Origin of the sequence: Ferrigenium straubiae, assembly GCF_051257895.1 — a bacterium.
Classification (GTDB): Bacteria; Pseudomonadota; Gammaproteobacteria; order Burkholderiales; family Gallionellaceae; genus Gallionella; species Gallionella straubiae.
The window spans coordinates 1,326,096-1,351,589 of sequence record NZ_CP194331.1 but is presented as its reverse complement, the minus strand read 5'-3'; the positions used below and the strand labels follow the sequence as shown (position 1 = coordinate 1,351,589).

General features: G+C 56.9%; 37 protein-coding genes and 1 pseudogene. 35 read left to right on the top strand and 3 right to left on the bottom strand.

Translation table 11 applies throughout. From position 1 onward, the window contains the following. Positions 1-39: 39 nt before the first annotated feature. The 29 genes from rplC (at position 40) to cysK (ending at position 14,606) form a co-directional block, all read left to right on the top strand. Complete coding sequence (gene rplC / locus ACRRNM_RS06420; protein ID WP_435627408.1) at positions 40-684, top strand: 50S ribosomal protein L3; 645 nt, start codon at positions 40-42, stop codon at positions 682-684. Beyond that, positions 684-1,307 (top strand): 50S ribosomal protein L4, encoded by a 624-nt coding sequence (rplD, locus tag ACRRNM_RS06415; RefSeq protein ID WP_435627407.1) that lies wholly within the window; start codon positions 684-686, stop codon positions 1,305-1,307. The genes rplC and rplD overlap by 1 nt, the downstream gene beginning before the upstream one ends. Then, positions 1,304-1,621, top strand: coding sequence for a 50S ribosomal protein L23 (rplW, locus tag ACRRNM_RS06410; protein ID WP_435627406.1), 318 nt, complete (start codon positions 1,304-1,306; stop codon positions 1,619-1,621). Before rplD ends, rplW begins: the two co-directional genes overlap by 4 nt. Before the next feature lie 5 nt (positions 1,622-1,626). After that, the gene (rplB, locus tag ACRRNM_RS06405; RefSeq protein WP_435627405.1) at positions 1,627-2,454 is read left to right on the top strand and encodes a 50S ribosomal protein L2; all 828 of its coding nucleotides are present in this window, start codon (positions 1,627-1,629) and stop codon (positions 2,452-2,454) included. A gap of 12 nt (positions 2,455-2,466) precedes the next feature. Continuing rightward, complete coding sequence (gene rpsS / locus ACRRNM_RS06400; RefSeq protein WP_435627404.1) at positions 2,467-2,748, top strand: 30S ribosomal protein S19; 282 nt, start codon at positions 2,467-2,469, stop codon at positions 2,746-2,748. Between the two features lie 8 nt (positions 2,749-2,756). Continuing rightward, positions 2,757-3,089, top strand: coding sequence for a 50S ribosomal protein L22 (gene rplV, locus ACRRNM_RS06395; RefSeq protein WP_435627403.1), 333 nt, complete (start codon positions 2,757-2,759; stop codon positions 3,087-3,089). 9 nt (positions 3,090-3,098) lie between these two features. Then, positions 3,099-3,809: a 30S ribosomal protein S3 gene (rpsC, locus tag ACRRNM_RS06390; protein WP_435627402.1), complete on the top strand. Its 711-nt coding sequence runs from the start codon at positions 3,099-3,101 to the stop codon at positions 3,807-3,809. Beyond that, positions 3,793-4,209 carry a 50S ribosomal protein L16 gene (gene rplP, locus ACRRNM_RS06385; protein ID WP_435627401.1) on the top strand — a complete coding sequence of 139 codons (417 nt, stop codon included), beginning with the start codon at positions 3,793-3,795 and terminating at the stop codon, positions 4,207-4,209. The genes rpsC and rplP overlap by 17 nt, the downstream gene beginning before the upstream one ends. 1 nt (position 4,210) lies before the next feature. Beyond that, positions 4,211-4,405 (top strand): 50S ribosomal protein L29, encoded by a 195-nt coding sequence (gene rpmC, locus ACRRNM_RS06380; RefSeq protein ID WP_435627400.1) that lies wholly within the window; start codon positions 4,211-4,213, stop codon positions 4,403-4,405. 14 nt (positions 4,406-4,419) lie between these two features. After that, a complete protein-coding gene (gene rpsQ, locus ACRRNM_RS06375) occupies positions 4,420-4,683 on the top strand; it encodes a 30S ribosomal protein S17 (protein WP_435628648.1) in 264 nt (87 codons plus the stop codon). A 126-nt stretch (positions 4,684-4,809) separates the two neighbouring features. Next, complete coding sequence (gene rplN / locus ACRRNM_RS06370; protein WP_435627399.1) at positions 4,810-5,178, top strand: 50S ribosomal protein L14; 369 nt, start codon at positions 4,810-4,812, stop codon at positions 5,176-5,178. 28 nt (positions 5,179-5,206) lie between these two features. Then, positions 5,207-5,521 (top strand): 50S ribosomal protein L24, encoded by a 315-nt coding sequence (gene rplX, locus ACRRNM_RS06365; protein ID WP_435627398.1) that lies wholly within the window; start codon positions 5,207-5,209, stop codon positions 5,519-5,521. Between the two features lie 11 nt (positions 5,522-5,532). Further along, positions 5,533-6,072 carry a 50S ribosomal protein L5 gene (gene rplE / locus ACRRNM_RS06360; protein ID WP_435627397.1) on the top strand — a complete coding sequence of 180 codons (540 nt, stop codon included), beginning with the start codon at positions 5,533-5,535 and terminating at the stop codon, positions 6,070-6,072. A gap of 10 nt (positions 6,073-6,082) precedes the next feature. Then, positions 6,083-6,388, top strand: a complete 306-nt coding sequence (gene rpsN / locus ACRRNM_RS06355) for a 30S ribosomal protein S14 (protein WP_435627396.1) — start codon at positions 6,083-6,085, stop codon at positions 6,386-6,388. Positions 6,389-6,398: 10 nt separating this feature from the next. Next, positions 6,399-6,797: a 30S ribosomal protein S8 gene (rpsH, locus tag ACRRNM_RS06350; protein ID WP_435627395.1), complete on the top strand. Its 399-nt coding sequence runs from the start codon at positions 6,399-6,401 to the stop codon at positions 6,795-6,797. Between the two features lie 10 nt (positions 6,798-6,807). Further along, on the top strand, positions 6,808-7,341 hold the full coding sequence (rplF, locus tag ACRRNM_RS06345; protein ID WP_435627394.1) for a 50S ribosomal protein L6: 534 nt from the start codon (positions 6,808-6,810) through the stop codon (positions 7,339-7,341). A gap of 14 nt (positions 7,342-7,355) precedes the next feature. After that, entirely contained in the window at positions 7,356-7,709 is a 354-nt protein-coding gene (gene rplR / locus ACRRNM_RS06340; protein WP_435628647.1) for a 50S ribosomal protein L18, read from the top strand. A 34-nt stretch (positions 7,710-7,743) separates the two neighbouring features. Beyond that, complete coding sequence (gene rpsE, locus ACRRNM_RS06335; RefSeq protein ID WP_435628646.1) at positions 7,744-8,244, top strand: 30S ribosomal protein S5; 501 nt, start codon at positions 7,744-7,746, stop codon at positions 8,242-8,244. Between the two features lie 3 nt (positions 8,245-8,247). Next, complete coding sequence (gene rpmD / locus ACRRNM_RS06330; RefSeq protein ID WP_435627393.1) at positions 8,248-8,433, top strand: 50S ribosomal protein L30; 186 nt, start codon at positions 8,248-8,250, stop codon at positions 8,431-8,433. Positions 8,434-8,436: 3 nt separating this feature from the next. Next, positions 8,437-8,871, top strand: a complete 435-nt coding sequence (gene rplO / locus ACRRNM_RS06325; RefSeq protein WP_435627392.1) for a 50S ribosomal protein L15 — start codon at positions 8,437-8,439, stop codon at positions 8,869-8,871. A gap of 8 nt (positions 8,872-8,879) precedes the next feature. Next, a complete protein-coding gene (gene secY, locus ACRRNM_RS06320; RefSeq protein WP_435627391.1) occupies positions 8,880-10,196 on the top strand; it encodes a preprotein translocase subunit SecY in 1,317 nt (438 codons plus the stop codon). Then, positions 10,196-10,414, top strand: a complete 219-nt coding sequence (gene infA, locus ACRRNM_RS06315) for a translation initiation factor IF-1 (protein ID WP_212785400.1) — start codon at positions 10,196-10,198, stop codon at positions 10,412-10,414. Before secY ends, infA begins: the two co-directional genes overlap by 1 nt. Before the next feature lie 22 nt (positions 10,415-10,436). Continuing rightward, a complete protein-coding gene (gene rpmJ, locus ACRRNM_RS06310; RefSeq protein WP_435627390.1) occupies positions 10,437-10,550 on the top strand; it encodes a 50S ribosomal protein L36 in 114 nt (37 codons plus the stop codon). 59 nt (positions 10,551-10,609) lie between these two features. Further along, positions 10,610-10,975: a 30S ribosomal protein S13 gene (gene rpsM, locus ACRRNM_RS06305; RefSeq protein WP_435627389.1), complete on the top strand. Its 366-nt coding sequence runs from the start codon at positions 10,610-10,612 to the stop codon at positions 10,973-10,975. A 30-nt stretch (positions 10,976-11,005) separates the two neighbouring features. Beyond that, positions 11,006-11,395 (top strand): 30S ribosomal protein S11, encoded by a 390-nt coding sequence (rpsK, locus tag ACRRNM_RS06300; RefSeq protein WP_435627388.1) that lies wholly within the window; start codon positions 11,006-11,008, stop codon positions 11,393-11,395. Positions 11,396-11,427: 32 nt separating this feature from the next. Beyond that, positions 11,428-12,057, top strand: coding sequence for a 30S ribosomal protein S4 (gene rpsD / locus ACRRNM_RS06295; protein ID WP_435627387.1), 630 nt, complete (start codon positions 11,428-11,430; stop codon positions 12,055-12,057). Between the two features lie 17 nt (positions 12,058-12,074). After that, positions 12,075-13,043: a DNA-directed RNA polymerase subunit alpha gene (locus tag ACRRNM_RS06290; protein ID WP_435627386.1), complete on the top strand. Its 969-nt coding sequence runs from the start codon at positions 12,075-12,077 to the stop codon at positions 13,041-13,043. 55 nt (positions 13,044-13,098) lie between these two features. After that, positions 13,099-13,485 (top strand): 50S ribosomal protein L17, encoded by a 387-nt coding sequence (rplQ, locus tag ACRRNM_RS06285; protein ID WP_435627385.1) that lies wholly within the window; start codon positions 13,099-13,101, stop codon positions 13,483-13,485. A 146-nt stretch (positions 13,486-13,631) separates the two neighbouring features. Beyond that, positions 13,632-14,606, top strand: a complete 975-nt coding sequence (gene cysK, locus ACRRNM_RS06280; protein ID WP_435627384.1) for a cysteine synthase A — start codon at positions 13,632-13,634, stop codon at positions 14,604-14,606. Between the two features lie 177 nt (positions 14,607-14,783). Here the strand turns inward: cysK and arfB are convergent, their stop codons facing one another. Both arfB and uvrA read right to left on the bottom strand, forming a co-directional pair. After that, positions 14,784-15,197 carry an alternative ribosome rescue aminoacyl-tRNA hydrolase ArfB gene (arfB, locus tag ACRRNM_RS06275; protein ID WP_435627383.1) on the bottom strand — a complete coding sequence of 138 codons (414 nt, stop codon included), beginning with the start codon at positions 15,195-15,197 and terminating at the stop codon, positions 14,784-14,786. A gap of 19 nt (positions 15,198-15,216) precedes the next feature. Continuing rightward, positions 15,217-18,039: an excinuclease ABC subunit UvrA gene (gene uvrA / locus ACRRNM_RS06270; RefSeq protein ID WP_435627382.1), complete on the bottom strand. Its 2,823-nt coding sequence runs from the start codon at positions 18,037-18,039 to the stop codon at positions 15,217-15,219. A 256-nt stretch (positions 18,040-18,295) separates the two neighbouring features. Here uvrA and ACRRNM_RS06265 point away from each other — a divergent pair, with 256 nt between their 5' ends. The 6 genes and pseudogenes from ACRRNM_RS06265 (at position 18,296) to ssb (ending at position 24,052) form a co-directional block, all read left to right on the top strand. Next, positions 18,296-18,574 carry a type II toxin-antitoxin system RelE/ParE family toxin gene (locus tag ACRRNM_RS06265; protein ID WP_435627381.1) on the top strand — a complete coding sequence of 93 codons (279 nt, stop codon included), beginning with the start codon at positions 18,296-18,298 and terminating at the stop codon, positions 18,572-18,574. Positions 18,575-18,584: 10 nt separating this feature from the next. Continuing rightward, entirely contained in the window at positions 18,585-18,884 is a 300-nt protein-coding gene (locus tag ACRRNM_RS06260) for a HigA family addiction module antitoxin (protein ID WP_435627380.1), read from the top strand. Between the two features lie 371 nt (positions 18,885-19,255). Further along, positions 19,256-21,673 (top strand): protein kinase domain-containing protein, encoded by a 2,418-nt coding sequence (locus ACRRNM_RS06255; protein WP_435627379.1) that lies wholly within the window; start codon positions 19,256-19,258, stop codon positions 21,671-21,673. A gap of 111 nt (positions 21,674-21,784) precedes the next feature. Beyond that, positions 21,785-22,062, top strand: a pseudogene (locus ACRRNM_RS06250) (DUF5062 family protein). Positions 22,063-22,215: 153 nt separating this feature from the next. Next, entirely contained in the window at positions 22,216-23,592 is a 1,377-nt protein-coding gene (locus ACRRNM_RS06245; RefSeq protein ID WP_435627378.1) for an MFS transporter, read from the top strand. Between the two features lies 1 nt (position 23,593). Then, positions 23,594-24,052, top strand: coding sequence for a single-stranded DNA-binding protein (gene ssb / locus ACRRNM_RS06240; protein ID WP_435627377.1), 459 nt, complete (start codon positions 23,594-23,596; stop codon positions 24,050-24,052). A gap of 72 nt (positions 24,053-24,124) precedes the next feature. Here the strand turns inward: ssb and ACRRNM_RS06235 are convergent, their stop codons facing one another. Beyond that, entirely contained in the window at positions 24,125-25,378 is a 1,254-nt protein-coding gene (locus tag ACRRNM_RS06235) for an RsmB/NOP family class I SAM-dependent RNA methyltransferase (protein ID WP_435627376.1), read from the bottom strand. Positions 25,379-25,494: the final 116 nt, after the last annotated feature.

Sequence of the window (25,494 nt, the reverse complement as noted above, 5' to 3'; positions counted from 1 at the left end):
GACCAATTGTAGTCAACCCCTTAACAAGAGGACAATAAAATGAGCTTAGGACTTGTCGGTCGCAAGATTGGCATGACCCGCGTATTTACCGAAGACGGTTCTTCGTTGCCGGTAACTGTGCTGGAAGTGTCCAATAATCGTGTCGCCCAGGTTAAATCCGTCGGCACCGACGGCTATACCGCTGTGCAATTGGCGCACGGCACACGCCGCCCCGGACGTGTCAGCAAGGCTGCTGCCGGGCATTACGCCAAGGCGGGTGTCGAAGCCGGGAGCGCACTTAAGGAATTCACCGTATCCCCTGAACAACTGGCGGGCCTGCAGGCGGGCTCTACGGTCAGTGTGGAAATTTTTCAGGTGGGTCAACTCGTCGATGTGACGGGTATTTCCAAGGGCAAGGGTTACGCCGGTACCATCAAACGCTACAACTTCAAATCTGGCCGTGCCTCGCACGGTAACTCCAAGTCGCATAACGTGCCCGGCTCCATCGGTATGGCGCAAGATCCGGGCCGTGTGTTCCCCGGCAAGCGCATGACCGGTCATCTCGGTGATGTGCAGAAGACCGTGCAGAACCTGCAGGTTGTGCGCGTCGATGTGGCACGCCAGTTGTTGCTGGTCAAGGGCGCCGTTCCCGGTGCGCAGAATGGCAGCGTGATCGTGCGTCCCGCAGTGAAGGCAGGTGCATAATGGAACTCAAGGTTATTAACGATAAAGGCCAGGCGACTGCCAATCTGAGCGCGTCCGACGAATTGTTCGGCCGCGAATACAACGAAGATCTGGTGCATCAACTGGTTACTGCCTATATGGCCAATGCGCGCGGCGCCAACAGCAAGCAGAAGGGCCGCAGCGAGATCGCAAAGAGCACGCGCAAGCCGTTCGCACAAAAAGGCACCGGCCGTGCGCGCGCCGGTATGGCATCCAGCCCGTTGTGGCGTGGTGGTGGCAAGATATTCCCGAATACCGGCGAAGAGAATTACACGCAAAAAGTGAACCGCAAGATGTATCGCGCTGGTTTGGCTGCGATCCTGTCCAAACTGGTCAGCGAAAACCGCCTGGTGGTGGTCGACAGCCTCACGGTTGAGGCCCCCAAGACCAAGTTGCTGGCACAAAAGATCAAGGGGATGGGGCTGGATGGTCGCCTGTTGATTATCACCGACAATGTGGACGAGAACCTGTATCTGTCTTCGCGTAACCTGCCCAACGTGTTGGTGCTGGAAGCCAATCAGGCCGACCCGATCAGTCTGGTGCGTTTCCCGAACGTGGTCGTCACGCGCAATGCCGTGGCAAAAATTGAGGAGATGTTCGCATGAGTACGCAACAATTCAGCCAGGAGCGCCTGATGAGGGTGTTGCTCGCTCCGCAAATCTCCGAAAAGGCAACCTATGTTGCCGACAAGAACGAGCAGGTGATCTTCCGTGTCGCACCGGATGCGACCAAACCGGAAATCAAGGCTGCCGTTGAACTGATGTTCAAGGTGAGCGTGGATACCGTGCAAGTGGCCAACGTCAAGGGCAAGGTCAAGCGCGCCGGCCGTTTTGTCGGCCGCCGTAACAACTGGAAGAAAGCCTATGTCTGCCTGGCCGCCGGACAGGAAATCAATTTTGCTGCAAGCGAGCAGGGGTAATCATCATGGCATTGATTAAACTGAAACCAACAACTCCGGGTCAGCGCGCGGTATTGCGCGTGGTCAATCCTGACCTGCACAAGGGCAAGCCGGTTGCGGCGCTGCTTGAGAAGAAAAGCAAGACCGCGGGCCGTAACCACAATGGCCATATCACCACCCGTCACATGGGCGGCGGCCACAAGCAGCACTATCGCCTGGTCGACTTCAAGCGCAACAAGGATGGCATTCCAGCCACGGTTGAACGCCTGGAATACGACCCGAACCGCAGTGCCAACCTGGCTTTGCTGTGCTACGCCGATGGCGAGCGCCGCTACATCATCGCGCCCAAGGGTATTGCTGCCGGCACCACGCTGGTGAGCGGCTCCGAAGCGCCGATCAAGCCGGGCAATGCCCTGCCGCTGCGCAATATCCCGGTCGGCTCGACCATTCATTGCGTGGAAATGCTGCCTGGCAAGGGCGCGCAACTGGCGCGTTCCGCCGGCACGGCAGTGCAACTACTGGCGCGCGAAGGCAGCTACGCACAGTTGCGTTTGCGCTCCGGTGAAATCCGCAAGGTGCACATCGATTGCAAGGCGACGCTGGGCGAGGTGGGAAATGCCGAGCACAGCCTGCGTTCCATCGGCAAGGCAGGTGCAACGCGTTGGCGCGGCATCCGCCCGACCGTGCGCGGTGTGGCGATGAACCCGGTCGACCACCCGCACGGTGGCGGCGAGGGCAAGACCGCAGCAGGCCGTCATCCGGTCAGCCCGTGGGGCGTGCCGGCCAAGGGTTTCCGTACGCGCCGCAACAAGCGCACCAGCGGCATGATTGTGCGCCGTCGCTTTCAGGTTTAAGGAGTAGCAAACATGGCACGTTCCATTAAAAAAGGCCCATTTGTCGACGCGCACCTGCTCAAGAAGGTTGAAGCCGTGCGTGCGACCAACGATAAGCGCCCGGTGAAAACCTGGTCGCGCCGCTCCACAGTGCTGCCTGAATTCGTCGGCCTGACGATTGCGGTGCACAACGGCAAGCAGCATATCCCGGTGTACGTATCCGAGAACATGGTAGGTCACAAGTTGGGCGAGTTTTCACTGACACGCACCTTCAAGGGCCATGCTGCCGATAAAAAAGCAGCGGTCAAGAAATAGGAGGCATGATGAAAACAACGATTGCAGTTGCAAGGAACATTCATCTTTCCGCGCAGAAAGGCCGCCTGGTTGCCGATCAGATTCGCGGTTTGCCGGTTGCGCAAGCGCTCAACATTCTGAACTTCAGCCCGAAGAAGGGTGCAGGCATCATCAAGAAGGCCCTGGAATCCGCGATTGCGAATGCCGAGCATAACGATGGTGCAGACATCGATGAATTGAAGGTGAAAACCATTTACGTCGACAAGGCGACTTCGCTGAAGCGTTTCATGGCACGTGCCAAGGGCCGTGGCGCACGCATCGAGAAGCAAACTTGCCACATTACGGTCAGCGTCGGGAACTGAGGATAAATTATGGGACAGAAAATTCATCCAACCGGTTTCCGGTTGTGCGTTCGTAAAAACTGGGACTCCAAGTGGTATGCAAACAGCGGAAATTTCTCCGATTTGCTGCTCAAGGACATTGAGATCCGCGCATACTTGAAGAAGAAGCTGGCTTCCGCCGGTGTATCCAAGGTGATTATCGAGCGCCCGGCCAAGAACGCCAAGGTGACCATTTACACCGCGCGCCCCGGCATGGTGATCGGCAAGAAGGGCGAGGACATCGAGGCGTTGCGCGCCGAATTGCGCAAGCGCATGGGGCTGCAGTCCGTTGATCTGGCGATCGAAGAAGTGCGCAAGCCGGAAGTGGATGCACAACTGATCGCCGACAGCATCACCGCACAACTGGAAAAGCGCATCATGTTCCGCCGCGCCATGAAGCGCGCGATGCAGAACGCGATGCGTCTGGGTGCCCAAGGTATCAAGATCATGAGCTCTGGTCGTTTGAATGGCATTGAAATCGCCCGCACCGAATGGTATCGCGAAGGTCGTGTGCCGTTGCATACCCTTCGCGCCGATATCGATTACGGCACGTCGGAAGCGAAGACCACCTATGGCATCATCGGTGTGAAAGTTTGGGTGTTCAAGGGCGAAACCACTGGGCAGGAAGTTGCTGCACCGGTCGCCGCTGAACCGGAAAAGAAAGTAAGAAAGTCGGGAGCAAAGCATGCTACAGCCAGCTAGAAGAAAATATCGCAAGGAACAAAAAGGCCGTAATACCGGTATAGCCACCCGTGGTAACAAGGTGAGTTTCGGCGAGTTTGGCCTGAAGGCGGTTGCGCGCGGCCGCTTGACGGCGCGTCAGATCGAGGCCGCACGCCGTGCGATGACCCGTCATATCAAACGCGGTGGGCGTATCTGGATCCGAATTTTCCCGGACAAGCCGATCTCCAAGAAGCCGGCCGAAGTCCGCATGGGTAACGGCAAGGGTAATCCAGAGTTCTACGTTGCCGAAATTCAACCTGGCAAGATGCTGTACGAAATGGACGGCGTGGATGAAACATTGGCGCGCGAAGCGTTCCGTCTGGCATCCGCGAAGTTGCCGATTGCGACCACCTTCGTGGTCAGACAGGTAGGTGCATGATATGAAGGCGAGTGAATTTAGAACCAAGTCCGAGGCGGATCTGCAACAGGAAGTATTGTCGCTGACCAAAGCGCAATTCGGCCTGCGTATGCAGGTTGCGACGCAGCAAATGACCAATACCAGCGAATTGCGCAAGGTACGCCGCGATATCGCCCGCGTGAAGACCGTATTGAAAGAGAAGGGTGCCCAGAAATGAGCGATTCTAAAGCAATGAGCGAATCCAAACTGAAGCGTACCCTGACCGGTACTGTAACAAGCGACAAGATGGACAAGACTGTAACCGTTCTGGTTGAGCGCAAGGTAAAACACCCGTTGCTGGGCAAGATTATCCGCGTTTCAAAGAAATACCATGCCCACGATGAGGCTAACGAGTTTCATACCGGAGATGTGGTAACCATTGAAGAATGCCGCCCGATGGCAAAAACAAAGAGTTGGCGCGTTGCCAAGCTGGTTGAAAAGGCTGCTGCAGCATAATTTAGCTTGCACCTTTTCAGAATTTGCATATAATGCGCGGCTTCGTTTCATCGCCGCTTGCGGCGACCTAACCCGAACGGGTTCCAAAACTGGCCGCCGTGTGCGGAAAAAGTTGGAGATTAAATAATGATACAAATGCAGTCTGTTTTAGATGTGGCTGACAATACCGGTGCACGCTCTGTTATGTGCATCAAGGTGTTGGGCGGCTCCAAGCGCCGTTACGCTTCCGTCGGCGATGTCATCAAGGTCAGCATCAAGGATGCCGCCCCGCGTGGCCGTGTAAAGAAGGGTGAAGTGTACAACGCCGTGGTGGTTCGCACTGCCAAGGGTGTGCGTCGCACGGATGGTTCCCTGATCAAGTTTGACGGCAATGCGGCAGTGCTGCTGAACGCCAAGCTGGAGCCTATCGGCACACGTATCTTCGGGCCGGTGACACGCGAGTTGCGCACCGAAAAGTTCATGAAGATCGTTTCGCTGGCACCTGAAGTGCTGTAAGCGGCAACGGATCGAGTCGAGGAAAATCATGCGCAAGATCAAGAAAAACGATGACGTTATCGTAATCGCCGGTAAAGACAAGGGCAACCGCGGCAATGTGCTGCGCGTGCTGGGTGAATACCTGCTGGTGAGCGGTATCAACAAGGTCAAGAAGCACGAGAAGCCCAATCCGGTGAAGGGTTCAACCGGCGGGATCGTGCAGAAGGAATTGCCGATTCACATATCGAATGTGGCGATCTACAACGCGGCTGCCAGCAAGGGCGATCGGGTCGGTATCAAAACGCTGGAAGACGGGCGCAAGGTGCGCGTGTTCAAGTCCAGCGGCGAAATGATTGACGCTTAAGGGGTAAGAGCATGGCTCGTTTGTACGAATTTTACAAGGACAAGGTCACCAAGGACCTGATGAAGCAGTTCGGCTACAAGTCCGTCATGGAAGTGCCGCGCATCGAGAAGATCACCCTGAATATGGGTGTGGGCGAGGCGGTGGCGGACAAGAAAGTGATGGAGTTCGCAGTTGGCGATATGCAGAAGATTGCCGGGCAGAAGCCGGTGGTCACACTCTCCAAAAAATCGATTGCCGGTTTCAAGATTCGCGAAGGCTATCCGGTCGGCTGCAAGGTAACGTTGCGCAAGGAGCGCATGTATGAGTTCCTGGATCGTCTGATTTCCGTTGCGATTCCGCGTATCCGCGATTTTCGCGGTATCTCCGGCAAGTCCTTTGACGGCCGCGGCAACTACAACATGGGCGTGAAAGAGCAGATCATTTTCCCGGAAATCGAATACGAAAAAATTGATGCGTTGCGTGGCATGAACATTACGATCACCACCTCCGCGAAGACCGATGAGGAAGCCAAGGCGCTTCTGTTGGCATTCAAACTCCCATTAAAGAAATGAGGGAATACTAATGGCTAAGATGGCACTGATTAACCGCGAACAAAAACGCCGCGACACCGTAAAGAAGTTTGCGGCCAAGCGCGCGGAATTGCTGGCAGCGATCTCCAACATGAAGCTCAGCGAGGAAGAGCGCGCCGCTGCGCGCCTGAAGCTGCAGGCATTACCGCGCGATGCCAGTCCGGTGCGTCTGCGCAACCGCTGCGCATTGACTGGACGTCCGCGTGGCACATTCAGGAAGTTTGGTTTGGGGCGTATCAAGGTGCGTGAGTTCGCGATGCGCGGCGAAATTCCCGGTGTCGTTAAGGCAAGCTGGTAGGAGCAATTAAATGAGTATGAGTGATCCGATCTCCGACATGCTGACGCGCATTCGCAATGCGCAGCTTGCGGAAAAAGCCACGGTAGTAATGCCTTCCTCCAAGTTGAAGGTGGCGATTGCCGAGGTGTTGAAAGATGAAGGCTATGTTGACGGTTTTAGCGTCATCAAGGGCGAAGGCGGCAAGGCGACGCTGGAAATCGGCCTGAAGTATTACAGCGGCCGCCCGGTAATCGAAAAGATTCAGCGTGTCAGCCGTCCCGGCCTGCGCATTTACAAGGGTTCCAATGACATTCCCAAGGTGATGAACGGCTTGGGGATCGCCATTGTGTCGACTTCCAAGGGTTTGATGACCGACCGCAAAGCACGCGCCAATGGAATTGGTGGTGAAGTGCTGTGCGTAGTCGCGTAGTGAGGTAAACATGTCTAGAGTTGCCAAGAATCCTGTTGTAGTACCGAGCGGTGTGGAAATCACGCTGGCTGCAGGCGAAGTTTCGGTGAAGGGCCCGTTGGGCACCCTCAAGCAAGCCTTGTCGGGCGACGTAAGCGTGGTGCGCGAGGGCGATAGTCTGTTGTGCAAGGCGCAAAACGACTCCATGCAGGCCAATGCGATGTCCGGCACGGTCCGTGCGTTGCTGGCCAACATGGTGCAGGGCGTGAGCAAGGGTTTCGAGCGCAAGCTGAACCTGGTTGGCGTGGGCTACCGTGCACAAGCTGCCGGGGATACGCTGAACCTGACCCTGGGTTTTTCCCATCCGGTCGCATACAAGATGCCAGCCGGTGTCAAGGTCGAAACTCCGACACAAACTGAAATCGTGTTGAAGGGCGCCGACAAGCAGCGCGTCGGACAAGTTGCCGCTGAGATTCGCGCCTTCCGCGAACCCGAGCCTTACAAGGGCAAGGGGGTGCGCTATAGCGATGAAGTGGTGGTTCTGAAAGAAACCAAGAAGAAATAACTGAGGCGGATATGTTGAACAAGAAAGAAGCGCGTCAGCGCAGGGCACGCAAAACCCGTGCTCGCATTGCTGAGAAAAAGACGGTACGTCTGGCTATTCACCGTACCAACTTGCATATCTATGCCCAGATAATTTCTGACTGCGGCAGCAAAGTGCTGGCGAGTGCGTCCAGCATCGAGGCTGATGTGCGCAAGGATATGGCGAATGGCGGCAACAAGGCTGCCGCAGTCGTGGTGGGCAAGCGTATCGCTGAAAAGGCGAAGACGGCTGGCATTACCCAGGTGGCGTTCGACCGTTCCGGCAACCGGTATCATGGCCGTGTCAAGGCGTTGGCTGAAGCCGCGCGTGAACATGGTCTGCAGTTCTAATTGGAGTTGAGCGATGGCTAAGCCGCAAGGAAAAATGCAGCAGCAAGAAGAGCGTGATGACGGTCTGATCGAAAAAATGATCTCCGTGAACCGTGTCACCAAGGTGGTTAAGGGTGGTCGTATCATGGGTTTCGCCGCACTGACGGTGGTTGGCGATGGCGATGGCCGCGTCGCGATGGGCAAAGGCAAGTCCAAGGAAGTTCCGGTTGCCGTGCAAAAGGCGATGGACGAGGCGCGCCGCAATCTGGTCAAGATCAGCCTGAAGAACGGCACCTTGCATCATACCGTAATCGGCAAGCATGGCGCAGCCAAGGTGCTGATGCAGCCTGCATCCGAAGGTACTGGCATTATCGCCGGCGGCGCGATGCGCGCAGTGTTTGAAGCGGTCGGCGTGCGTGACGTGCTGGCCAAGTGTATCGGCTCCAGTAATCCGTACAACGTGGTGCGCGCCACGCTGAACGGACTGAGAGCGATCAATTCGCCCTCCGAGATTGCCGCAAAGCGCGGCAAGAGTGTCGACGATATTCTGGGGTAAGACATGGCACAAACCAAAACCATCAAAGTGACGCAGATCAAGAGCCTGATCGGCACGAAGAAGTCGCATCGCGACACGATTCGCGGCTTGGGTCTGCGCCGTATCAACCATACCGTGCAACTGGAAGACACTCCCTGCGTGCGCGGCATGATCAACAAGGTTTATTACCTGGTTAAGTGCGAGGTATAACAGATGCAACTCAATAATATTCAGCCTGCACAAGGCGCCAAACATGCCAAACGCCGCGTTGGCCGCGGTATCGGTTCGGGCCTGGGCAAGACTGCCGGCCGCGGACACAAGGGACAGAAATCCCGTTCCGGCGGCTTCCACAAGGTCGGTTTCGAGGGCGGCCAGATGCCGCTGCAACGTCGTTTGCCGAAGCGCGGTTTTGTTTCGCTGACGCGCAATGACACCGCACAAGTGCGTTTGTCCGACCTCCAGAAAATGCCGGTGGACAGTATCGATCTGCTTGCGCTCAAGCAGGCGGGTGTGGTTCATGCCAATGCACTGACTGCGAAAATCATCCTGTGCGGTGAGATTTTCCGCGCGGTGAAGCTGCAGGGGCTGCTGGTAACCAAGGGTGCGCGCGCAGCGATTGAAGCCGCTGGCGGCAGCATCGCCGAGTAAGGTTGTAAGTGAGTACAGTGATCAAGGGCGCAAGCAAGAGCAAGTACGGTGATTTAGGTCAACGCCTCTGGTTCCTGCTGGGCGCAATGGTGGTCTTCCGCATCGGTGCGCATATCCCGGTGCCGGGGATCGACCCGACGGTTCTGGCGGATTTGTTCAAGTCGCAGAAGGACGGCATCCTTGGAATGTTTAACATGTTCTCGGGCGGTGCGCTGGAGCGCTTCACGATTTTCGCGCTGGGGATCATGCCGTACATCTCCGCGTCGATCATCATGCAACTGGCGGCGATAGCAGTTCCGCATCTTGAGCAGTTGAAGAAGGAAGGCGAGGCAGGTCGCCGCAAGATTACACAGTACACCCGCTACGGTACATTGGTTTTGGCGCTGTTCCAGGCGTTTGGCATCTCGGTGGCATTGCAGTCACAGCCGGGGCTGGTGCCGAATCCAGGCACGATGTTCCAGTTGACCTCGGTGATTACCCTGGTGACCGGGACGATGTTCCTGATGTGGCTGGGCGAGCAGATCACCGAACGCGGCTTGGGGAACGGTATTTCGCTGATTATTTTTGCCGGTATTGCGGCGGGTTTGCCCAGTGCGATTGGAGGCACGCTGGAGTTGACGCGCACTGGCGCCTTCTCCATTCCGCTGGTGCTGTTCCTGTTTCTCGGGGCGATTGCGGTCACAGCGCTGGTGGTGTACGTGGAGCGCGGCCAGCGCAAGATTCTGGTGAACTATGCCAAGCGGCAAGTGGGCAACAAGGTATATGGCGGGCAAAGCTCCCATCTGCCGCTGAAGTTGAATATGGCCGGTGTAATTCCGCCGATTTTCGCCTCCAGCATTATCCTGTTTCCGGCGACGATCGCGGGCTGGTTTGGTAGCGGCAGCGGCATGAATTGGCTGAAGGATATCAGCGCCATGCTGTCTCCCGGTCAGCCGGTTTATGTGCTGGTGTATGCGACAGCGATTATATTTTTCTGTTTCTTTTACACGGCGCTGGTGTTCAGCCCGAAAGAAACGGCGGACAATTTGAAGAAGAGCGGCGCGTTTCTGCCCGGTATACGCCCCGGCGAACAGACTGCGCGCTATGTTGAAAAGATTATGCTGCGCCTGACCCTGATCGGCGCGGTGTATATCACCCTGGTTTGTCTGCTGCCGGAATTTCTGGTGGTGAAGTGGAATGTGCCGTTTTACTTTGGCGGCACATCGCTGTTGATCCTGGTGGTGGTGACGATGGATTTTATGGCACAAGTGCAGTCATACCTGATGACGCATCAGTATGAAAACCTGCTGAAGAAAGCTAATTTCAAGGGTGGGTTTACGCGCTAATGGCCAAAGAAGACGTGATTCAGATGCAGGGTGAGATCGAGGAATCGTTGCCGAACGCGACGTTCCGGATCAAACTGGAAAACGGTCATGTGGTGTTGGGTCATATCTCGGGGAAAATGCGCATGCACTACATACGCATCCTCCCTGGCGACAAGGTGACCGTGGAGTTGACGCCGTATGATTTGAGCAAGGCGCGCATTGTGTTCCGCGCCAAATAGTTGAGCGAGCAAGGAGAGAAAAATGAGAGTACAGGCATCAGTAAAGAAGATCTGCCGCAACTGCAAGATCGTTATCCGCAAGCGCGTGGTTCGCGTCATTTGCTCGGAACCGCGGCACAAGCAACGTCAGGGCTAATTGAACAGAATCGGCTCTCGGTGATATAATTTTCGTCTTTTCAAAGATAGGGTAGCTGCATGGCACGTATTGCAGGGGTCAATATCCCCAACCATCAACACGCTGTGATTGCCTTGACTGCAATCTACGGTATCGGGCGTTCGCGCTCGCAGAATATCTGCGCGGCTGCTGGCGTAAATACCAGCACCAAGATGAAAGACTTGACCGACGCGGAAGTTGAAAAACTGCGCGAACAAGTCGCGAAGTTCACTGTGGAAGGTGACCTGCGCCGCGAGACGACGATGAACATCAAGCGCCTGATGGACTTGGGCTGCTATCGCGGCTTGCGCCATCGTCGCGGTTTGCCGTGCCGTGGCCAGCGCACCCGCACCAATGCACGCACTCGCAAGGGTCCGCGCAAGGCGATTGCCGGCGCCAAGAAGTAAGTTTGCTATAACGCATTAGAGGATTAGATTATGGCCAAGCCAAGCACGAAGGTGCGCAAGAAAGTCAAAAAGAACGTAGCCGAAGGGATTGCGCACGTTCATGCTTCCTTTAACAACACCATCGTCACCATTACCGACCGCCAGGGTAACACCTTGGCATGGTCTACCAGTGGTGCGCAGGGTTTCAAGGGCTCGCGCAAGAGCACGCCCTTCGCAGCCCAGGTGGCGGCTGAGACAGTGGGCAAGTCCGCTGTTGAATGCGGCGTGAAGAATCTTGAAGTGCGTATCAAGGGCCCCGGCCCCGGCCGCGAGTCCGCAGTGCGTGCCTTGAATGCTGCCGGTTTCAAGATCACCAGCATTTCCGATATCACACCGGTGCCGCATAACGGCTGCCGTCCGCCCAAGAAGCGCCGTATTTAATTGCAGCGCCGTATCTAATTTAGGAGTCGATTTTGGCTAGAAATCTTGATGCAAAATGCCGTCAGTGCCGCCGCGAAGGCGAGAAGCTGTTCCTGAAGGGCGAAAAATGTTTCACCGACAAGTGCGCCGTTGAACGCAGGGCCTATCCGCCCGGCCAGCACGGCCAGAAAAAGAACACCCGTTTGTCCGAGTACGGCGGCCAGCTGCGCGAGAAGCAGAAAGTGCGCCGCATCTATGGCGTGCTGGAAAAACAATTCCGCCTGACCTACAAGCAAGCTGAAAGCCAGCGCGGCATTACCGGCGAGAACCTGCTGCAGAATCTGGAGTCGCGACTGGACAACGTGTCCTACCGCATGGGCTTCGGCGCATCGCGTGCCGAGGCGCGCCAGGTGGTTCGCCACAACGGCGTCATGGTGAACGGCAAGCGCGTCAACATCCCTTCCTATCAGGTACGCCCCGGCGACGTGGTGGAAGTAGCCGAAAAATCCAAGGCGCATCTGCGCATCAAGGCGGCACTTGCTGCCGCCGAACAGCGCGGTTTCCCGGAATGGATCGAAATGGACACCAAAGCGCTCAAGGGAACATACAAAGCCAAGCCACAACGTGCTGAACTGCCTGCAACCATCAACGAGCATCTCGTGGTTGAGTTGTATTCCAAGTAATCCACGCGGAGTAGCGTATGCCTAAGAATGAATTTTTGAAGCCCCGCATCATTGACGTGCAAAAGATTTCCGCCACCCAGGCCAAGGTGGTGATGGAGCCTTTTGAGCGCGGCTACGGCCACACATTGGGCAATGCATTGCGTCGCATCCTGCTGTCTTCCATGCCCGGCGCTGCACCGACCGAGGTGAAGATGAGCGGTGTGTTGCACGAATATGCAACTATCGATGGCGTGCAGGAAGATGTCGTGGACATCCTGCTGAACCTCAAGGGTGTAGTGCTGCGCCTGCATAACGTGCCGGAAGTCGTGCTGACCATCAAGAAAGAAGGCGCGGGTGTAGTAACCGCCGCCGACATCAGCGGCAACGCCGATGTCGAAGTGGTCAATCCCGATCATGTGATCGCGCATCTGACTGCCGGCGGCAAGCTGGACATGCAGATCAAGGTTGAACAAGGCCGCGGTTATGTTTCCGCAACTGCTCGCCAGGTATCGAGCGAATCGCGTGCCGTCGGGCATATCGCGCTGGACGCATCGTTCAGCCCGGTCAGCCGCGTCAGCTACGCAGTCGAAAGCGCGCGCGTCGAGCAGCGCACCGACCTCGACAAGCTGGTGATGAACATCGAAACCAACGGCGCCATCGATCCGGAACAGGCGATACGCAACGCAGCACGCATCCTGGTCGACCAGTTCTCCGTGTTCGCCGCCCTGGAAGGCACTGAGCCGGTCGTCGAGAAGGTGCAGGCTCCCAAGGTTGACCCGATCCTGCTGCGTCCGGTGGACGATCTGGAGCTGACTCCGCGTTCTTCGAACTGCCTCAAGGCACAAAGTATCCACTACATTGGCGACCTGATCCAGTACACCGAGAACGACCTGCTGCGTACCCCGAATCTGGGCCGCAAGTCACTCAACGAAATCAAGCAGGTCCTTGCCGAGCACAATTTGTCGCTGGGCATGAAGCTGGAAAACTGGCCTGTGGCTTCCGCTTAAAGCGGTGCAATAGAAAATAGAAGTTAGAGAAAATCAGAAGTAAGAGAGGCAAATCATGCGTCACCGTTCAGGCTTAAGAAAACTCAACCGCACCAGCAGCCATCGTCTGGCGATGCTCCGCAACATGACCGTATCACTGTTGCGCCACGAAGTCATCAAGACCACCCTGCCGAAGGCCAAGGAACTGCGCCGCGTCGCGGAACCCATCCTGACGCTGGGCAAGAACCCGAGCTTGGCCAATCGCCGTCTGGCATTTGCCCGCCTGCGCGACCGCGAAATGGTCGTCAAGCTGTTCGACGAGCTCGGCCCGCGCTATGCGGCACGCAACGGCGGCTACCTGCGCATCCTCAAGTTCGGTTTCCGCCAGGGCGACAATGCCCCGATGGCGCTGATCGAGCTGATGGATCGCCCGGCAGAAGCCGAGGCCGTCGAGGCAGAGTAACGAGCACATTCGTTCATACTGAGCTTGTCGAAGGATGTTTCAGCATTAAAAAAAGCCGGACTTGTCCGGCTTTTTCATTTTAAACTTCTGATCCGCAACCCTCTCGCGCCTGCAGGAGAGGGCAATAACGATAACAGGAGAAACTCATGGCAAACTGGTACGCAGACAATTCCCTTTCCATAGGCCGTACCCCGCTGGTGCGCCTCAACCGCATCACCGACGGCGCGCCTGCGACCATCCTCGCCAAGATCGAGGGGCGCAATCCCGCCTATTCCGTCAAATGCCGCATCGGCGCGGCGATGATCGCGGACGCCGAGAAGCGTGGCCTGCTCGGGTCCGGCAAGAAGCTCGTCGAACCGACCAGCGGTAACACCGGCATTGCGCTGGCCTTTGTCGCCGCTGCGCGCGGCATCCCGCTCACCCTGACCATGCCGGAAACCATGAGCATCGAACGGCGCAAGCTGCTGGTCGCGTTCGGCGCTAACCTGGTTTTGACCGAAGGCGCCAAGGGCATGAGCGGCGCGATCGCCAAGGCCGAGGAAATCGCGGCTTCCGATCCCAGCTACGTGCTGTTGCAGCAGTTCAAGAACCCGGCCAATCCCGCCATTCACGAGCAGACAACCGGACCGGAAATCTGGAATGATACCGACGGCAAAGTCGATATCTTCGTCTCCGGCGTCGGTACCGGTGGGACGATCACCGGCGTGTCGCGCTATATCAAGCAGACCAAGGGCAAGGCCATCACCTCGGTGGCGGTCGAGCCCTCCGCGAGTCCGGTCCTCACCCAGGCACGCGCCGGCGAGCCTTTGAAACCCGCGCCGCACAAAATCCAGGGACTCGGCGCGGGCTTCGTGCCGGATACCCTCGACCTGTCGCTGGTGGACGAGGTCGAGCAGGTAAGCAACGAGGACGCGGTGCTGTACGCCCGCCGTCTGGCGCATGAAGAGGGTATCATCTCCGGCATCTCCTGCGGCGCAGCGGTCGCCGCCGCAGTGCGCCAGGCCAGGCGTCCCGGGAACGCCGGCAAGACCATCGTCGTCATTCTGCCCGACTCCGGCGAACGCTACCTCAGCTCGATCCTCTTCGAGGGGATGTTTGACGAAAAGGGTGTTGCCGTTTAGACGAGGTGCGAATACACGCAGGCTGAGTGTGAGCTGGAATTAGGAAAGCGCTAAGCAAGTCCTCCGTTCGTGGTGAGCTTGTCGAACCATGAGCGGAGGACGATTGGCAATCAATAGTTTGCCCTTCGACAGGCTCAGGGCGAACGGACTAATTCAGTTTTCCTTTGGAGATCACAATTATTCCTCGACCCTGCCGCGCGACGCCTTCAGCTGCCCGCGCTGGGTCTTGCTCTCCAGCCGCCTCGTCTTGGAAGCCTTCGTCGGCTTGGTCGCGGTGCGCTTCTTCTGCACGATAGCCGCGCTGCCGATCAGAGCCTGCAGCCGTGTGAGCGCATCCTCACGGTTCTTCTCCTGGCTGCGATAGCGCTGCGCCTTGATGACGACCACCCCGTCGGCGGAGATGCGCCGGTCGGTCAGTTGACGGAGCTTTTCCTTGAAGTCATCCGGCAACGACGACGCATTGATGTTGAAGCGCAGATGAATTGCGGTCGAGACCTTGTTGACGTTCTGGCCGCCCGCGCCCTGTGCGCGGATCGCATGCAGCTCGATCTCGGCATCGGGGATGGCAATCTGTCTGGATATTTTCAACATCGATTCGCTCCGAGCGGCGCTATTGCTTGCCCAGCGCCGGCTTCAGATACTTCCCGGTCACGCTGTTCTTGCTCCTGGCGATGTCCTTCGGCGAGCCTTCGGCGATGATGCGGCCGCCGCCTTCGCCGCCTTCTGGGCCGAGGTCGATCACCCAGTCGGCGGTCTTGACCACGTCGAGGTTGTGCTCGATCACCACCACGGTGTTGCCCTGATCGCGCAGCTTGTGGATCACCTTGAGCAGCAGCGCGATGTCGTGGAAATGCAGGCCGGTGGTCGGCTCGTCGAGGATATACAGCGTGCGCCCGGTGTCGCGCTTGGACAGCTCCAGCGACAGCTTGACGCGCTGCGCCTCGCCGCCGGATAGCGTGGTCGCGGACTGCCCCAGCGTGATGTAGCCGAGGCCCACGTCGAGCAGGGTCTGCAGCTTGCGCGCGACGACCGGTACCGGCTTGAAGAATTCGTATGCCTGCTCGACGGTCATCTGCAGCACGTTGTGGATGTTCTTGCCCTTGTACTGGACCTCCAGCGTCTCGCGGTTGTAGCGCTGGCCGTGGCACACGTCGCACGGCACATACACGTCCGGCAGGAAGTGCATCTCGACCTTGATCACGCCGTCGCCCTGGCAGGATTCGCAGCGCCCGCCCTTGACGTTGAACGAGAAGCGCCCCGGCCCGTAGCCGCGCTCGCGCGCCGACGGCACCCCGGAAAACAGCTCACGAATCGGCGTGAACAGGCCGGTGTAGGTGGCGGGGTTGGAGCGCGGCGTGCGCCCGATCGGGCTCTGGTCGACGTTGATGACCTTGTCGAAAAACTCCAGCCCGCTGATTTCCGCATGGGGTGCGGGCTCGGCGCTGCTGCCGTACAGGTGCTGCGCCACGGCGGGATACAGCGTGTCGTTGATCAGCGTGGACTTGCCCGAGCCCGACACGCCGGTGATGCACACCAGCAGGCCGACCGGCAGGTTCAGCGTGATGCCCTTCAGGTTGTTGCCGGAAGCGCCGACGATCTGCAGCATGCGTTCCGCATCCGGCTTGCGGTATTTTTCCGGCGCGGGAATGCTGCGCTTGCCGGACAGATAATCGCCGGTGAGCGACTGCTTGCTCGCGCAGATTTCCTGCGGCGTGCCCTGTGCCACGACCAGCCCGCCGTGCTCACCCGCGCCCGGCCCCATGTCCACCACGTAATCGGCATTGCGGATCGCGTCCTCGTCGTGCTCGACCACGATCACGCTGTTACCCATGTCGCGCAGCTTCTTCAGCGTGGCGAGCAGGCGGTCGTTGTCGCGCTGGTGCAGGCCGATGGAAGGCTCGTCCAGCACATACATCACGCCGGTCAGGCCCGAGCCGATCTGCGACGCAAGGCGGATGCGCTGCGCCTCGCCGCCGGACAGCGTCTCGGCGGAGCGTTCCAGCGACAGGTAATCCAGCCCGACGTTGTTGAGGAAGGTCAGGCGGCTGGCGATTTCCAGCACGATCTTTTCCGCAATTGCCTGCCTGTGGCCGGGCAGCTTCAGGCCCTGGAAAAAAGTCAGCGCCTGCTTCAGCGGCAGCGCGCTGATCTCGTAGAGGTTCTTGTCCGCGACGCGCACATGGCGCGCCTCTAGGCGCAGGCGCGTGCCCTTGCATTCCGGACAGGGGCAGCTGTTCAGGTATTTCGCCAGCTCCTCGCGCACCGCGGGCGAATCGGTCTCATGGTAGCGGCGCTCCAGGTTGTTGACGATGCCCTCGAAGGCGTGTTCGCGCAAGACCGGCTTGCCGCGCTCGTTCAGGTACTGGAAGGCGATCTCGGTCTTGCCGCTGCCGTACAGAATCACCTGCTGGATTTTCTCCGGCAGGCTCTCGAAGGACTGCTCGATATCGAAGTTGTAATGCTTCGCGAGGCTCGCGAGCAGCTGGTGATAGAACTGGTTGCGCCGGTCCCAGCCCTTGATCGCGCCGGAACTCAGCGACATCTGCGGGAAGGCGACGATGCGCTTGGGGTCGAAGAAGCTGATCACGCCGAGGCCGTCGCACTTGGGGCACGCGCCCATCGGGTTGTTGAACGAGAACAGGCGCGGCTCCAACTCCGGCAGCGAATAGCTGCAGATCGGGCAGGCGAATTTTGCCGAGAACAGGTGCTCCTTCCCGGTATCCATCTCCACCGCCAGCGCGCGCCCGTCGGCGTGGCGCAACGCGGTCTCGAACGATTCGGCGAGGCGCTGCTTGGCTTCCACATTGACCTTCAGCCGGTCCACCACGATCTCGACGGTGTGCTTCTTGTTCTTCTCCAGCTTCGGCAGCGCATCAATCTCGTACACCTTGCCGTTGATGCGCAGCCGCGTGAAACCCTGCGCGCGCAGCTCATCGAACAAATCCAGTTGCTCACCCTTGCGCTCCACGATGAGCGGCGAAAGAATCATCACCTTCGTGCCTTCCGGCAGTTGCAGCACGTGATCGACCATCTGGCCGACCGATTGCGCCGCCAGCACCAGGTCGTGCTGCGGGCAATACGGGTCGCCCGCGCGCGCGAACAGCAGGCGCAGGTAGTCGTGGATCTCGGTGACCGTGCCGACCGTGGAGCGCGGGTTGTGCGAAGTGGCCTTCTGCTCGATGGCGATGGCCGGGGAAAGCCCCTCGATCAAGTCCACATCCGGCTTTTCCATCAACTGCAGGAACTGCCGCGCGTAGGCGGAGAGCGATTCCACATAGCGCCGCTGCCCCTCGGCATACAAGGTATCGAAGGCGAGTGAGGACTTGCCCGACCCGGACAATCCGGTGATCACCACCAGCTTGTGGCGCGGCAAGTCGAGGCTGATGTTTTTCAGGTTATGGGTGCGTGCGCCGCGTATCCGTATCTGTTCCATGCTTTTAAATTCCAGACCCGTTCGCCCTGAGCCCGTCGAAGGTCCCAGTACGTCCGGCAAAGTGCGTAGTGAAAAACGACCTTCCAATATACGCGAATTCCCAGGCTTTCCCAACCCGCGCAATGACCAGGAATAGACCGCCAAACCGCCCACTTGTTCCCTGCCGCATATCCGGTGCAAGTCATCCTGTTTCACCCTTCCAACATCCCCGTCGTTGCTGTTGACATATAACGTGTAGCGTAATACTGTGCGCATTATGATCAGGTCGTTCTCCTGCAGGGACACCAAGGCGCTGTTTGAAGGAAGCAGTCCGCGCCGCTTCCGCGCAATTCAGGAAGTGGCTGAGCGCAAACTGGCGCAACTGGAAGCCGCCGTCACGCTGGACTTCCTTCGCGCACCGCCGGGCAACCGGCTGGAAGCGTTGAAGGGAGATCGCAAGGGGCAGCACAGCATCCGGGTGAACGACCAGTGGCGTATTTGTTTCAAGTTCAATAATGGCGACGTATTCGACGTGGAAATCGTCGATTACCACTGAGGAGTGCAACATGGCGAAGAATGGAATGCGCCCGGTACATCCGGGAGAAATCTTGCGGGAGGAATATCTCGCACCTTTGGGTATGAGTGTGCATGCGCTGGCGCAGGCACTGCGCGTACCTGCCACCCGGCTGCATGAAATCGTGAAGGAACGCCGCTCCATCACGCCCGACACCGCATTGCGGCTTGCGCGCTACTTCGGCACGGATGCACAGTCCTGGCTGAACCTGCAACTGAACTACGACCTGAAGATCGCCGAAGCGGAATTGAAGGACAGGATCGAGCGCGAAGTCGAAAGGATGGCGGCGTAACGGGTAGCCACCCTGCCGTTGCAACTTCCCACTGCCTCGTTTAGAGTGCAGCCCACTTGCGCAACCGCCGCAACACTACCACGCCGCAAAGTACGGCTCGGGCACGGCGGATAATCAGAACAGGAGGCTGGCGCGAACGGGTGGAGTTTTTCATCCGCAAGGGGTTCCCACGCCTGTGGGAATCATCACAGCAAGTTTGTTATTTAGGGGAATAACAATGACTGTAGGCCTCTCTGCATTTTCTTTGTGCCATTCCGGCAATTACAGGCCGTCTCTCTTCGTTCCTTTTTGATTGGAAAGTTACATCGACATGTAGAGAAGTACGCGGAATGTCAATTTTGATACCTAACGTGAACTGGACGAAGTAAGAAATGATGAAATCAACTATTGACCCTAGAGTAAAAAAGCTCAAGTTGATGCAAGAATCAAAAATTAGCAGATACGTGCTTCGTTCGGAAAGTTCTGATGCAACATGCGATTTGGTTCAGCCTCTCGGTGTGGGAGGATCAAGTGTTGTATATAAAGTTTTTCAAGAACTTGATGGCGCTCGCAAGATTGATGTACCTCGGGCGCTAAAATTGTTCGTAATGCGTGAAGATTTACTGAAAAGCGATGCGTCAACATCGTTTTTGCCTGCCCAAGAAAATTTTTTGGAAGAAATAAAAAATATCTCGCAGTTTTCACATGAAAATCTTGTTCAGGTTGTCGATGCTGGTGAAGTTGATCTTAAAATGGAAGATGGAAATATTAAAAAAATTCCATTTTTAGTTACACATCTAATTACTGGATGCACCCTTAAAGAGGTTATTGAAAACAGCCCTAATGCGGAATTTGTAAGAGTAAAATTACGTAACAATCCGGAGGTGGCGATTCAGTTTGTTTCTCAAATGGCTCGCGGGATTTCTTATCTTCACTATCGCAATTTTCTTCACTGCGACATAGCGCCGAAGAATATTTTCATTGAGGACGGCCAACATTTGAGGGCTATTGTTGGGGACGTTGGGATGCCCAGAAAAATAGACGGCGAGGTTGGTGATAAAGTGTTCATTGCTGGTACGAGATCATATTCTCCAGAGGAAATATCAAATCAATTTGGCAGTAAGGTTGATGCAAGTGAGCTTAAGAAATGGTTTCCGAGGTGGGACTTATATGGTTTTTCCAAATCTGTATTGGAGTTACTTCAATACCTATCAACGTTATCAAATGCGCCATGGATTAACGCTGCGGTATTAAAGGCTACACAAACATTTAGCGCCATTGGGCAATTTAAAACAGTAGAAGAAGTTGCGGAGCAAATTGAATACTGTCTACCGGTTCATCGTGAGCGTGGTGGGGTGCCAGAATTAGAGCCAAGTGCCGTAGTTGCAAGAAAAAGAATGATGCCAATAGAGGCGCTGGCACTTACCAAGAGAGTAGACGGCTTAGTTCGTCATCCTGCGGTTATTCGTCTTCAAGGAGTGCCACAACTTACGATTGTCAGGTCAGCCTCGCCGGGTGGGACGCACACACGTTATGAGCATGCTTTGGGTGTGATGGAGAATGTTCGTCGCATGTTAAGCTCACTAATCGATGAACCCTCATTTCTCGGTGTGCTGAGTAAAAATTCTATTGAAACTGGATTGGTCGCGGGGTTGTTATACAACGTTTCACGATTTCCATTTTCTAATGTGATTCATGAATTAAATAAGCGACTGCCGCCAGGTGAAAATAAAATCTTCGCCTCATTCGGTCGCGCCGATTTATTCAATGAAATATTTGGGAATAATTTCATATCGCATAAAGGTCTTACGTTAGAGGGTCTGATTTGCCAGGATTTTCCTGCAATTGATATGAGTAAGCTTAAAAGAATACTCATGGCTGGTTCTACAACTGATTTGGAGGAGGCCGATGAAACGATTCTTTATGCTTTATTGAATTCTTCACTCGATGCGCGTGTGATTGATTTTGTACGCAGAGATTCTTTACACCTTGGGTTGTCTAGTGGAGATTCTTTTGAGATTGATGATTTGCTGCCGCATCTCATTATTAGCCCAGGGGTAAGTGGAAATAATGTTAGTCAAGTTAGTTTGAAGACTTCAGGAATTACTGTAGCAGAGCAAATTATTCTGATGAGGTATTGGCTCTTTCAGCGTGTATATTGGAATCAGCCTAATCGTGCATATAACGCTGCTATTCGTCGCGCGCTTTTGGATTTGAGGGAGTGCGGCGACTTTGAATGCAAACTTCGTGAGCAAGCACTTTTGGTTGATGAGCGTGAAATGCTTATGTTTTTTTATGAGTATGCTGAACAGAAAAAATTGACCTCAACTGTGCGACTTTTAAATTTTGTAGTTAAGCATGAAAAAGTTCTTTACCGAGAGGTCTACGACAGAAACCTTAGATTGTGCGATGCTGAGCCGCTTAAGCAAGATAAGCCAGTAATTGAGGCGCTTGTGTCTCATACAATGAGCTATCAGACTATGAGAAGATTTGAAAATCAACTCGCCAATTCTTTAGCCAAGAAGCTTGGTTTGCATGAGGCGGATGGGGCGCCACTCGTTTTGCTGGATGTACCCTTTGAGCCTGGTAATGTAAAGCTCGGCAGTGACATCTTTGTGCGAGTTCAGTCCTCATCAAATCCTATGGATCTTCGAACATTAGAGAAAATCTCTCCGGTTATAGAGGGAGTTAATAAGAATTTTATTAATGACTTGCAGCGACTCCGGATTTTTGCTCGGCCAGACATAAAAATCGGTAAAGATGATGGGGAATGGTTGTATGGAGAATTGAGGAAACTGGTAGAGAGTTAGTTCGCCCAACTCTACCGAATTAACGCGAATTAACGGGGTCAGCTCAAACACCGCTCGCAGCAATAAACATTACGCGCGCATAGCGCACGCCACATCAATTTCGGCAGGCAAATGACGGAGGTCGCCATGAAGAAACTGAAGAATGAAGCGGCATTGTTTAAAGAGGCGTTGCTCGCAGGGGTGACGTATGCGGAGGGGCGGGGTGTGGTCGAATTTGAACCGACTGATTCGGCGAGCGAGAAGCTGTTATACATCTACCGGCTGCTGGTTCATGACAAAGCCTCCAGCCTTTGCCGGAAGATCAGGTCGCCGAAAAATCCTTGCGGCACAAACTTGCCATCTGGTATTCCAAACAATTGCCCAAGGATCATCCGCTGCTGAAGTTATAAGACTTTTGGCGGCGCAATTAATTCCTCAAACCGCCAGTTGCGCCGGTATCAAATCCGCGCCATTGCCATCCCATACGCCGCTCTTGCGCATATCTGACGGCAGGCGCGGCGACCTGTTAAAATGCGCGACTTTTGCGTTTTCCTGAATCATCCATGTCTGCCTCAAATTTCATGACCCCGGTCGAGCGCCGCGCCAGTTTTGGCTTGGCGAGCATTTACGGCCTGCGCATGCTGGGTTTGTTCATTATTCTGCCGATTTTTGCGGTGTATTCCGAGCAATTGCCCGGCGGCGAGAGCCATTTGCTGATGGGCATCGCGCTTGGCGCTTACGGGCTGACCCAGGCGATATTGCAGCTCCCGTCCGGCTGGCTTTCCGACCGCTACGGGCGCAAGCCGGTGATTTACGGCGGGCTGGTGGTGTTCGCGCTGGGCAGCTTCATCGCCGCGTCGGCGGACAACATTTATTGGGTGATCGCCGGACGCGCCATCCAGGGCGCGGGCGCGATCAATGCTGCGGTGATGGCGCTGACCGCCGACCTCACGCGCGAGGAGGTGCGCACGCGGGCGATGGCGCTGATCGGCATGACCATCGGCTTCACGTTCTCGCTGTCGCTGATCCTGTCCCCGGTGCTCAATGGCCTGCTCGGCGTGCCCGGCATCTTCGAGCTGACCGGCGTGCTGGCCTTGCTGGCCCTGCTGGTGGTGCGTTTCGTGATCCCCGAGCCGGCAATCACACGCTTCCACAGCGACACCGAGGCGAGCAAGAAACAATTCGGCGAGGTGCTGCGCAACAGGGATCTGCTGCGCCTCGATTTCGGCATTTTCGCGGTGCACGCGATCCTGATGTCGGTGTTCATGCGCGTGCCGTTCCTGCTGCAGGCCGATGATCTGGATGTGTCGCAGCACTGGAAGGTTTATCTGCCGGTGATGCTGGCGGCTTTCGTGCTGATGCTGCCGCTCATCATCGTCTCGGAAAAGCAGGGCAAGGTGAAGCAGGTATTCCTGCTGGCGATCGCGCTGGCGGCGATTTCCCTCATCATGCTGCTGTTCATGCAGCACAGCCTGTGGGGCGTGACGGCGGCGCTGCTAGTCTTCTTCACCGCGTTCAACGTGCTGGAAGCCAAGCTGCCCGCGCTGATCAGCATCATCGCGCCGCTGGCCGCGAGGGGCACGGCGATGGGGGTTTACAGCAGCGTGCAGTTCCTCGGCGCGTTCTTCGGTTCGCTGGTCGGCGGTGCGCTGATGCAGTTCGTCGGCGGCGATGCCGTGTTCGTGTTCGACGCCGTGCTGCTGCTGCTGTGGCTGGCCATCGCCTTCGGCATGCAGCCCCCGGCGCCGGTGCGCACCAAACTTTATCATTTGCCCGAACTGGACGATGCCGCTGCGGTAGAATTGCGCCAGCGTCTCGCGCAACTCTCCGGGGTGCGCGAGGTAATGGTGATCGCAGCGGAGCGCATGGCCTGCCTCAAGGTGGACAAGCATGGATTCGACGAAGCGGCGGTGGAACAACTCGTGATGAAGGGAGCATGACATGTCGGTGAATAAAGTGATTCTGATAGGGCGCCTGGGCAAGGACCCGGAAACCCGCTACATGACCAACGGCGAGGCGGTGACCAACGCCACGCTCGCGACCTCCGAGAACTGGAAGGACAAGAGCGGCGAGAAGCAGGAAAAGACTGAGTGGCATAACCTGGTGTTCTACCGGCGCCTCGCCGAGATCGCCGGGGAATACCTGAAGAAGGGCTCGCAGATTTACGTCGAGGGCAAGCTGCAGACCCGCAAGTGGCAGACCAAGGAAGGACAGGACCGCTACACCACCGAGATCATCGTCAACGAAATGACCATGCTCGGTGGCAAGTCCTCCGGTGCAGGCAGCTTCGAGGTGGTGGAGAACAAGCCCGCTACGGCTTCGTCCGGCGCCGCTCCCGCCAAGGCCGCACCGGCGGCGAAGAACAGCTTCGACAATTTCGACGACGATATCCCGTTCTAACTGGGACAAGATTTATTCCACAAAGCAAAACGACCGTGTCTGCGGTCGTTTTACTTTACAGGGCAAGATGGATTAGACCCGCTCCAGCACCGCCGCAAAAAATCCGTCCGTGCCGTGCAAGTGCGGGCGCAGTTCGAGGTAGTCACCCGTGTCCAGCGCGATCTTCTGCTGTTGCAGCACCTCGCCGGCCGGTTTCAGCACGAAGTCGGGATGCGCGGCGAGGAAGGCCTGTACGATCTGCTGGTTCTCTTCCGGCAGGATGCTGCAGGTCGCGTACACCAGGCGGCCGCCCTTTTTCAGCAAACGGCTCGCGGAGGTGAGGATGGCGGCCTGTTTTTGCGTGAGTTCCTCTATGCTGCCGGGCGACTGGCGGAATTTCAGGTCGGGGTTGCGGCGCAGCGTGCCCAAGCCGCTGCATGGCGCGTCTACCAGCACACGGTCGATCTTGCCCGCGAGGCGCTTTACCTTGAGGTCGTTTTCATTCGCGATCAGCGTCGGCTGGATGTTGCTCGCACCGGAGCGTTTCAGGCGCGGCTTGAGATTGGCAAGGCGTTTCTCCGAGACATCCATCGCATACAAACGCCCCTGCGAATTCATCAGCGCGGACAGCATCAGCGTCTTGCCGCCCGCCCCCGCACAGAAATCCACCACCATGTCGTTGCGCCTAGGCGCGAGCAGGAAGCCGAGCAGCTGGCTGCCCTCGTCCTGCACTTCGACCTTGCCTTCGGTGAACAGCGCGTCGCGGTTCAGCGGGATTTTTTCCTTGAGGCGGATGCCGATCGGCGAGTAAGGCGTGGCAGCGGCTTCGATCTTCTGGTCGCGCAGTTGTTGCAGCACCTCGTCGCGCCTGGCGAGCAGGGTGTTGACGCGGATGTCCAGCGGCGCGCCCTGCTGCATGGCTTGACCGATGGCGAGGATGTCTTCGTCCGAATAGGACGCGCGCATCTTTTTCACCAGCCACTCGGGCAGCTCGGCCTGCACTGGCAAGGGCAGGCTGCCCGCCTTCACGCCCTTCACCGTGGCGAGCCATTCCTTCTCGCCGTGCTTCAGCACCGGCTCGATCTCGCGCAGGTTGTAGCCGCCGAACTTCATCAGCCAGGCGAGCGCCATGCGGCGCGGTGTGGGGTTATCGCCGCAGGCATGCTCCAGCAGCAGGCGATGGCGCAGCACGCCGAACACGGTCTCGGCGACCAGTTCGCGTTCATTCGAGCCGATGCGCTCGTCCTTGAAAAAATAGCGCAGCGTGGTGTCGGCGGGATGCGCCAGCGGCAGGATGGCGCGCAGGGCCTGGATGGCGAGGTCAAGGCGGTATTCGGTAATCAGCATGGAAAATTGGACTTCTTGATTGAGGCGCGCAGTTTAGCAGGGTTGCCGGGCATATATGCCGTCATTCATTAGTGGGGTAGAATCCCCAGTGACGCGCCTGTCCGCATCGGCGATGC

Excerpts from the sequence above, each read along its gene's own strand:
- rplV (WP_435627403.1), top strand. The coding sequence starts at position 2,757 with ATGAAAACAACGATTGCAGTTGCAAGGAACATTCATCTTTCCGCGCAG.
- rplX (WP_435627398.1), top strand. The coding sequence starts at position 5,207 with ATGCGCAAGATCAAGAAAAACGATGACGTTATCGTAATCGCCGGTAAA.
- rplO (WP_435627392.1), top strand. The coding sequence starts at position 8,437 with ATGCAACTCAATAATATTCAGCCTGCACAAGGCGCCAAACATGCCAAA.
- rplC (WP_435627408.1), top strand. The coding sequence starts at position 40 with ATGAGCTTAGGACTTGTCGGTCGCAAGATTGGCATGACCCGCGTATTT.
- rpsM (WP_435627389.1), top strand. The coding sequence starts at position 10,610 with ATGGCACGTATTGCAGGGGTCAATATCCCCAACCATCAACACGCTGTG.
- rpmD (WP_435627393.1), top strand. The coding sequence starts at position 8,248 with ATGGCACAAACCAAAACCATCAAAGTGACGCAGATCAAGAGCCTGATC.
- rplQ (WP_435627385.1), top strand. The coding sequence starts at position 13,099 with ATGCGTCACCGTTCAGGCTTAAGAAAACTCAACCGCACCAGCAGCCAT.
- rplN (WP_435627399.1), top strand. The coding sequence starts at position 4,810 with ATGATACAAATGCAGTCTGTTTTAGATGTGGCTGACAATACCGGTGCA.
- cysK (WP_435627384.1), top strand. The coding sequence starts at position 13,632 with ATGGCAAACTGGTACGCAGACAATTCCCTTTCCATAGGCCGTACCCCG.
- rplB (WP_435627405.1), top strand. The coding sequence starts at position 1,627 with ATGGCATTGATTAAACTGAAACCAACAACTCCGGGTCAGCGCGCGGTA.
- rplF (WP_435627394.1), top strand. The coding sequence starts at position 6,808 with ATGTCTAGAGTTGCCAAGAATCCTGTTGTAGTACCGAGCGGTGTGGAA.
- arfB (WP_435627383.1), bottom strand. The coding sequence starts at position 15,197 with ATGTTGAAAATATCCAGACAGATTGCCATCCCCGATGCCGAGATCGAG.
- rpmJ (WP_435627390.1), top strand. The coding sequence starts at position 10,437 with ATGAGAGTACAGGCATCAGTAAAGAAGATCTGCCGCAACTGCAAGATC.
- ACRRNM_RS06260 (WP_435627380.1), top strand. The coding sequence starts at position 18,585 with ATGGCGAAGAATGGAATGCGCCCGGTACATCCGGGAGAAATCTTGCGG.
- infA (WP_212785400.1), top strand. The coding sequence starts at position 10,196 with ATGGCCAAAGAAGACGTGATTCAGATGCAGGGTGAGATCGAGGAATCG.
- rpsC (WP_435627402.1), top strand. The coding sequence starts at position 3,099 with ATGGGACAGAAAATTCATCCAACCGGTTTCCGGTTGTGCGTTCGTAAA.
- rpsS (WP_435627404.1), top strand. The coding sequence starts at position 2,467 with ATGGCACGTTCCATTAAAAAAGGCCCATTTGTCGACGCGCACCTGCTC.
- rplE (WP_435627397.1), top strand. The coding sequence starts at position 5,533 with ATGGCTCGTTTGTACGAATTTTACAAGGACAAGGTCACCAAGGACCTG.
- rplP (WP_435627401.1), top strand. The coding sequence starts at position 3,793 with ATGCTACAGCCAGCTAGAAGAAAATATCGCAAGGAACAAAAAGGCCGT.
- ACRRNM_RS06255 (WP_435627379.1), top strand. The coding sequence starts at position 19,256 with ATGATGAAATCAACTATTGACCCTAGAGTAAAAAAGCTCAAGTTGATG.
- ssb (WP_435627377.1), top strand. The coding sequence starts at position 23,594 with ATGTCGGTGAATAAAGTGATTCTGATAGGGCGCCTGGGCAAGGACCCG.
- ACRRNM_RS06235 (WP_435627376.1), bottom strand. The coding sequence starts at position 25,378 with ATGCTGATTACCGAATACCGCCTTGACCTCGCCATCCAGGCCCTGCGC.
- rplD (WP_435627407.1), top strand. The coding sequence starts at position 684 with ATGGAACTCAAGGTTATTAACGATAAAGGCCAGGCGACTGCCAATCTG.
- rpsH (WP_435627395.1), top strand. The coding sequence starts at position 6,399 with ATGAGTATGAGTGATCCGATCTCCGACATGCTGACGCGCATTCGCAAT.
- rpsE (WP_435628646.1), top strand. The coding sequence starts at position 7,744 with ATGCAGCAGCAAGAAGAGCGTGATGACGGTCTGATCGAAAAAATGATC.
- ACRRNM_RS06290 (WP_435627386.1), top strand. The coding sequence starts at position 12,075 with ATGCCTAAGAATGAATTTTTGAAGCCCCGCATCATTGACGTGCAAAAG.
- rpsN (WP_435627396.1), top strand. The coding sequence starts at position 6,083 with ATGGCTAAGATGGCACTGATTAACCGCGAACAAAAACGCCGCGACACC.
- rpmC (WP_435627400.1), top strand. The coding sequence starts at position 4,211 with ATGAAGGCGAGTGAATTTAGAACCAAGTCCGAGGCGGATCTGCAACAG.
- uvrA (WP_435627382.1), bottom strand. The coding sequence starts at position 18,039 with ATGGAACAGATACGGATACGCGGCGCACGCACCCATAACCTGAAAAAC.
- rpsK (WP_435627388.1), top strand. The coding sequence starts at position 11,006 with ATGGCCAAGCCAAGCACGAAGGTGCGCAAGAAAGTCAAAAAGAACGTA.
- ACRRNM_RS06245 (WP_435627378.1), top strand. The coding sequence starts at position 22,216 with ATGTCTGCCTCAAATTTCATGACCCCGGTCGAGCGCCGCGCCAGTTTT.
- ACRRNM_RS06265 (WP_435627381.1), top strand. The coding sequence starts at position 18,296 with ATGATCAGGTCGTTCTCCTGCAGGGACACCAAGGCGCTGTTTGAAGGA.
- rplW (WP_435627406.1), top strand. The coding sequence starts at position 1,304 with ATGAGTACGCAACAATTCAGCCAGGAGCGCCTGATGAGGGTGTTGCTC.
- rpsQ (WP_435628648.1), top strand. The coding sequence starts at position 4,420 with ATGAGCGAATCCAAACTGAAGCGTACCCTGACCGGTACTGTAACAAGC.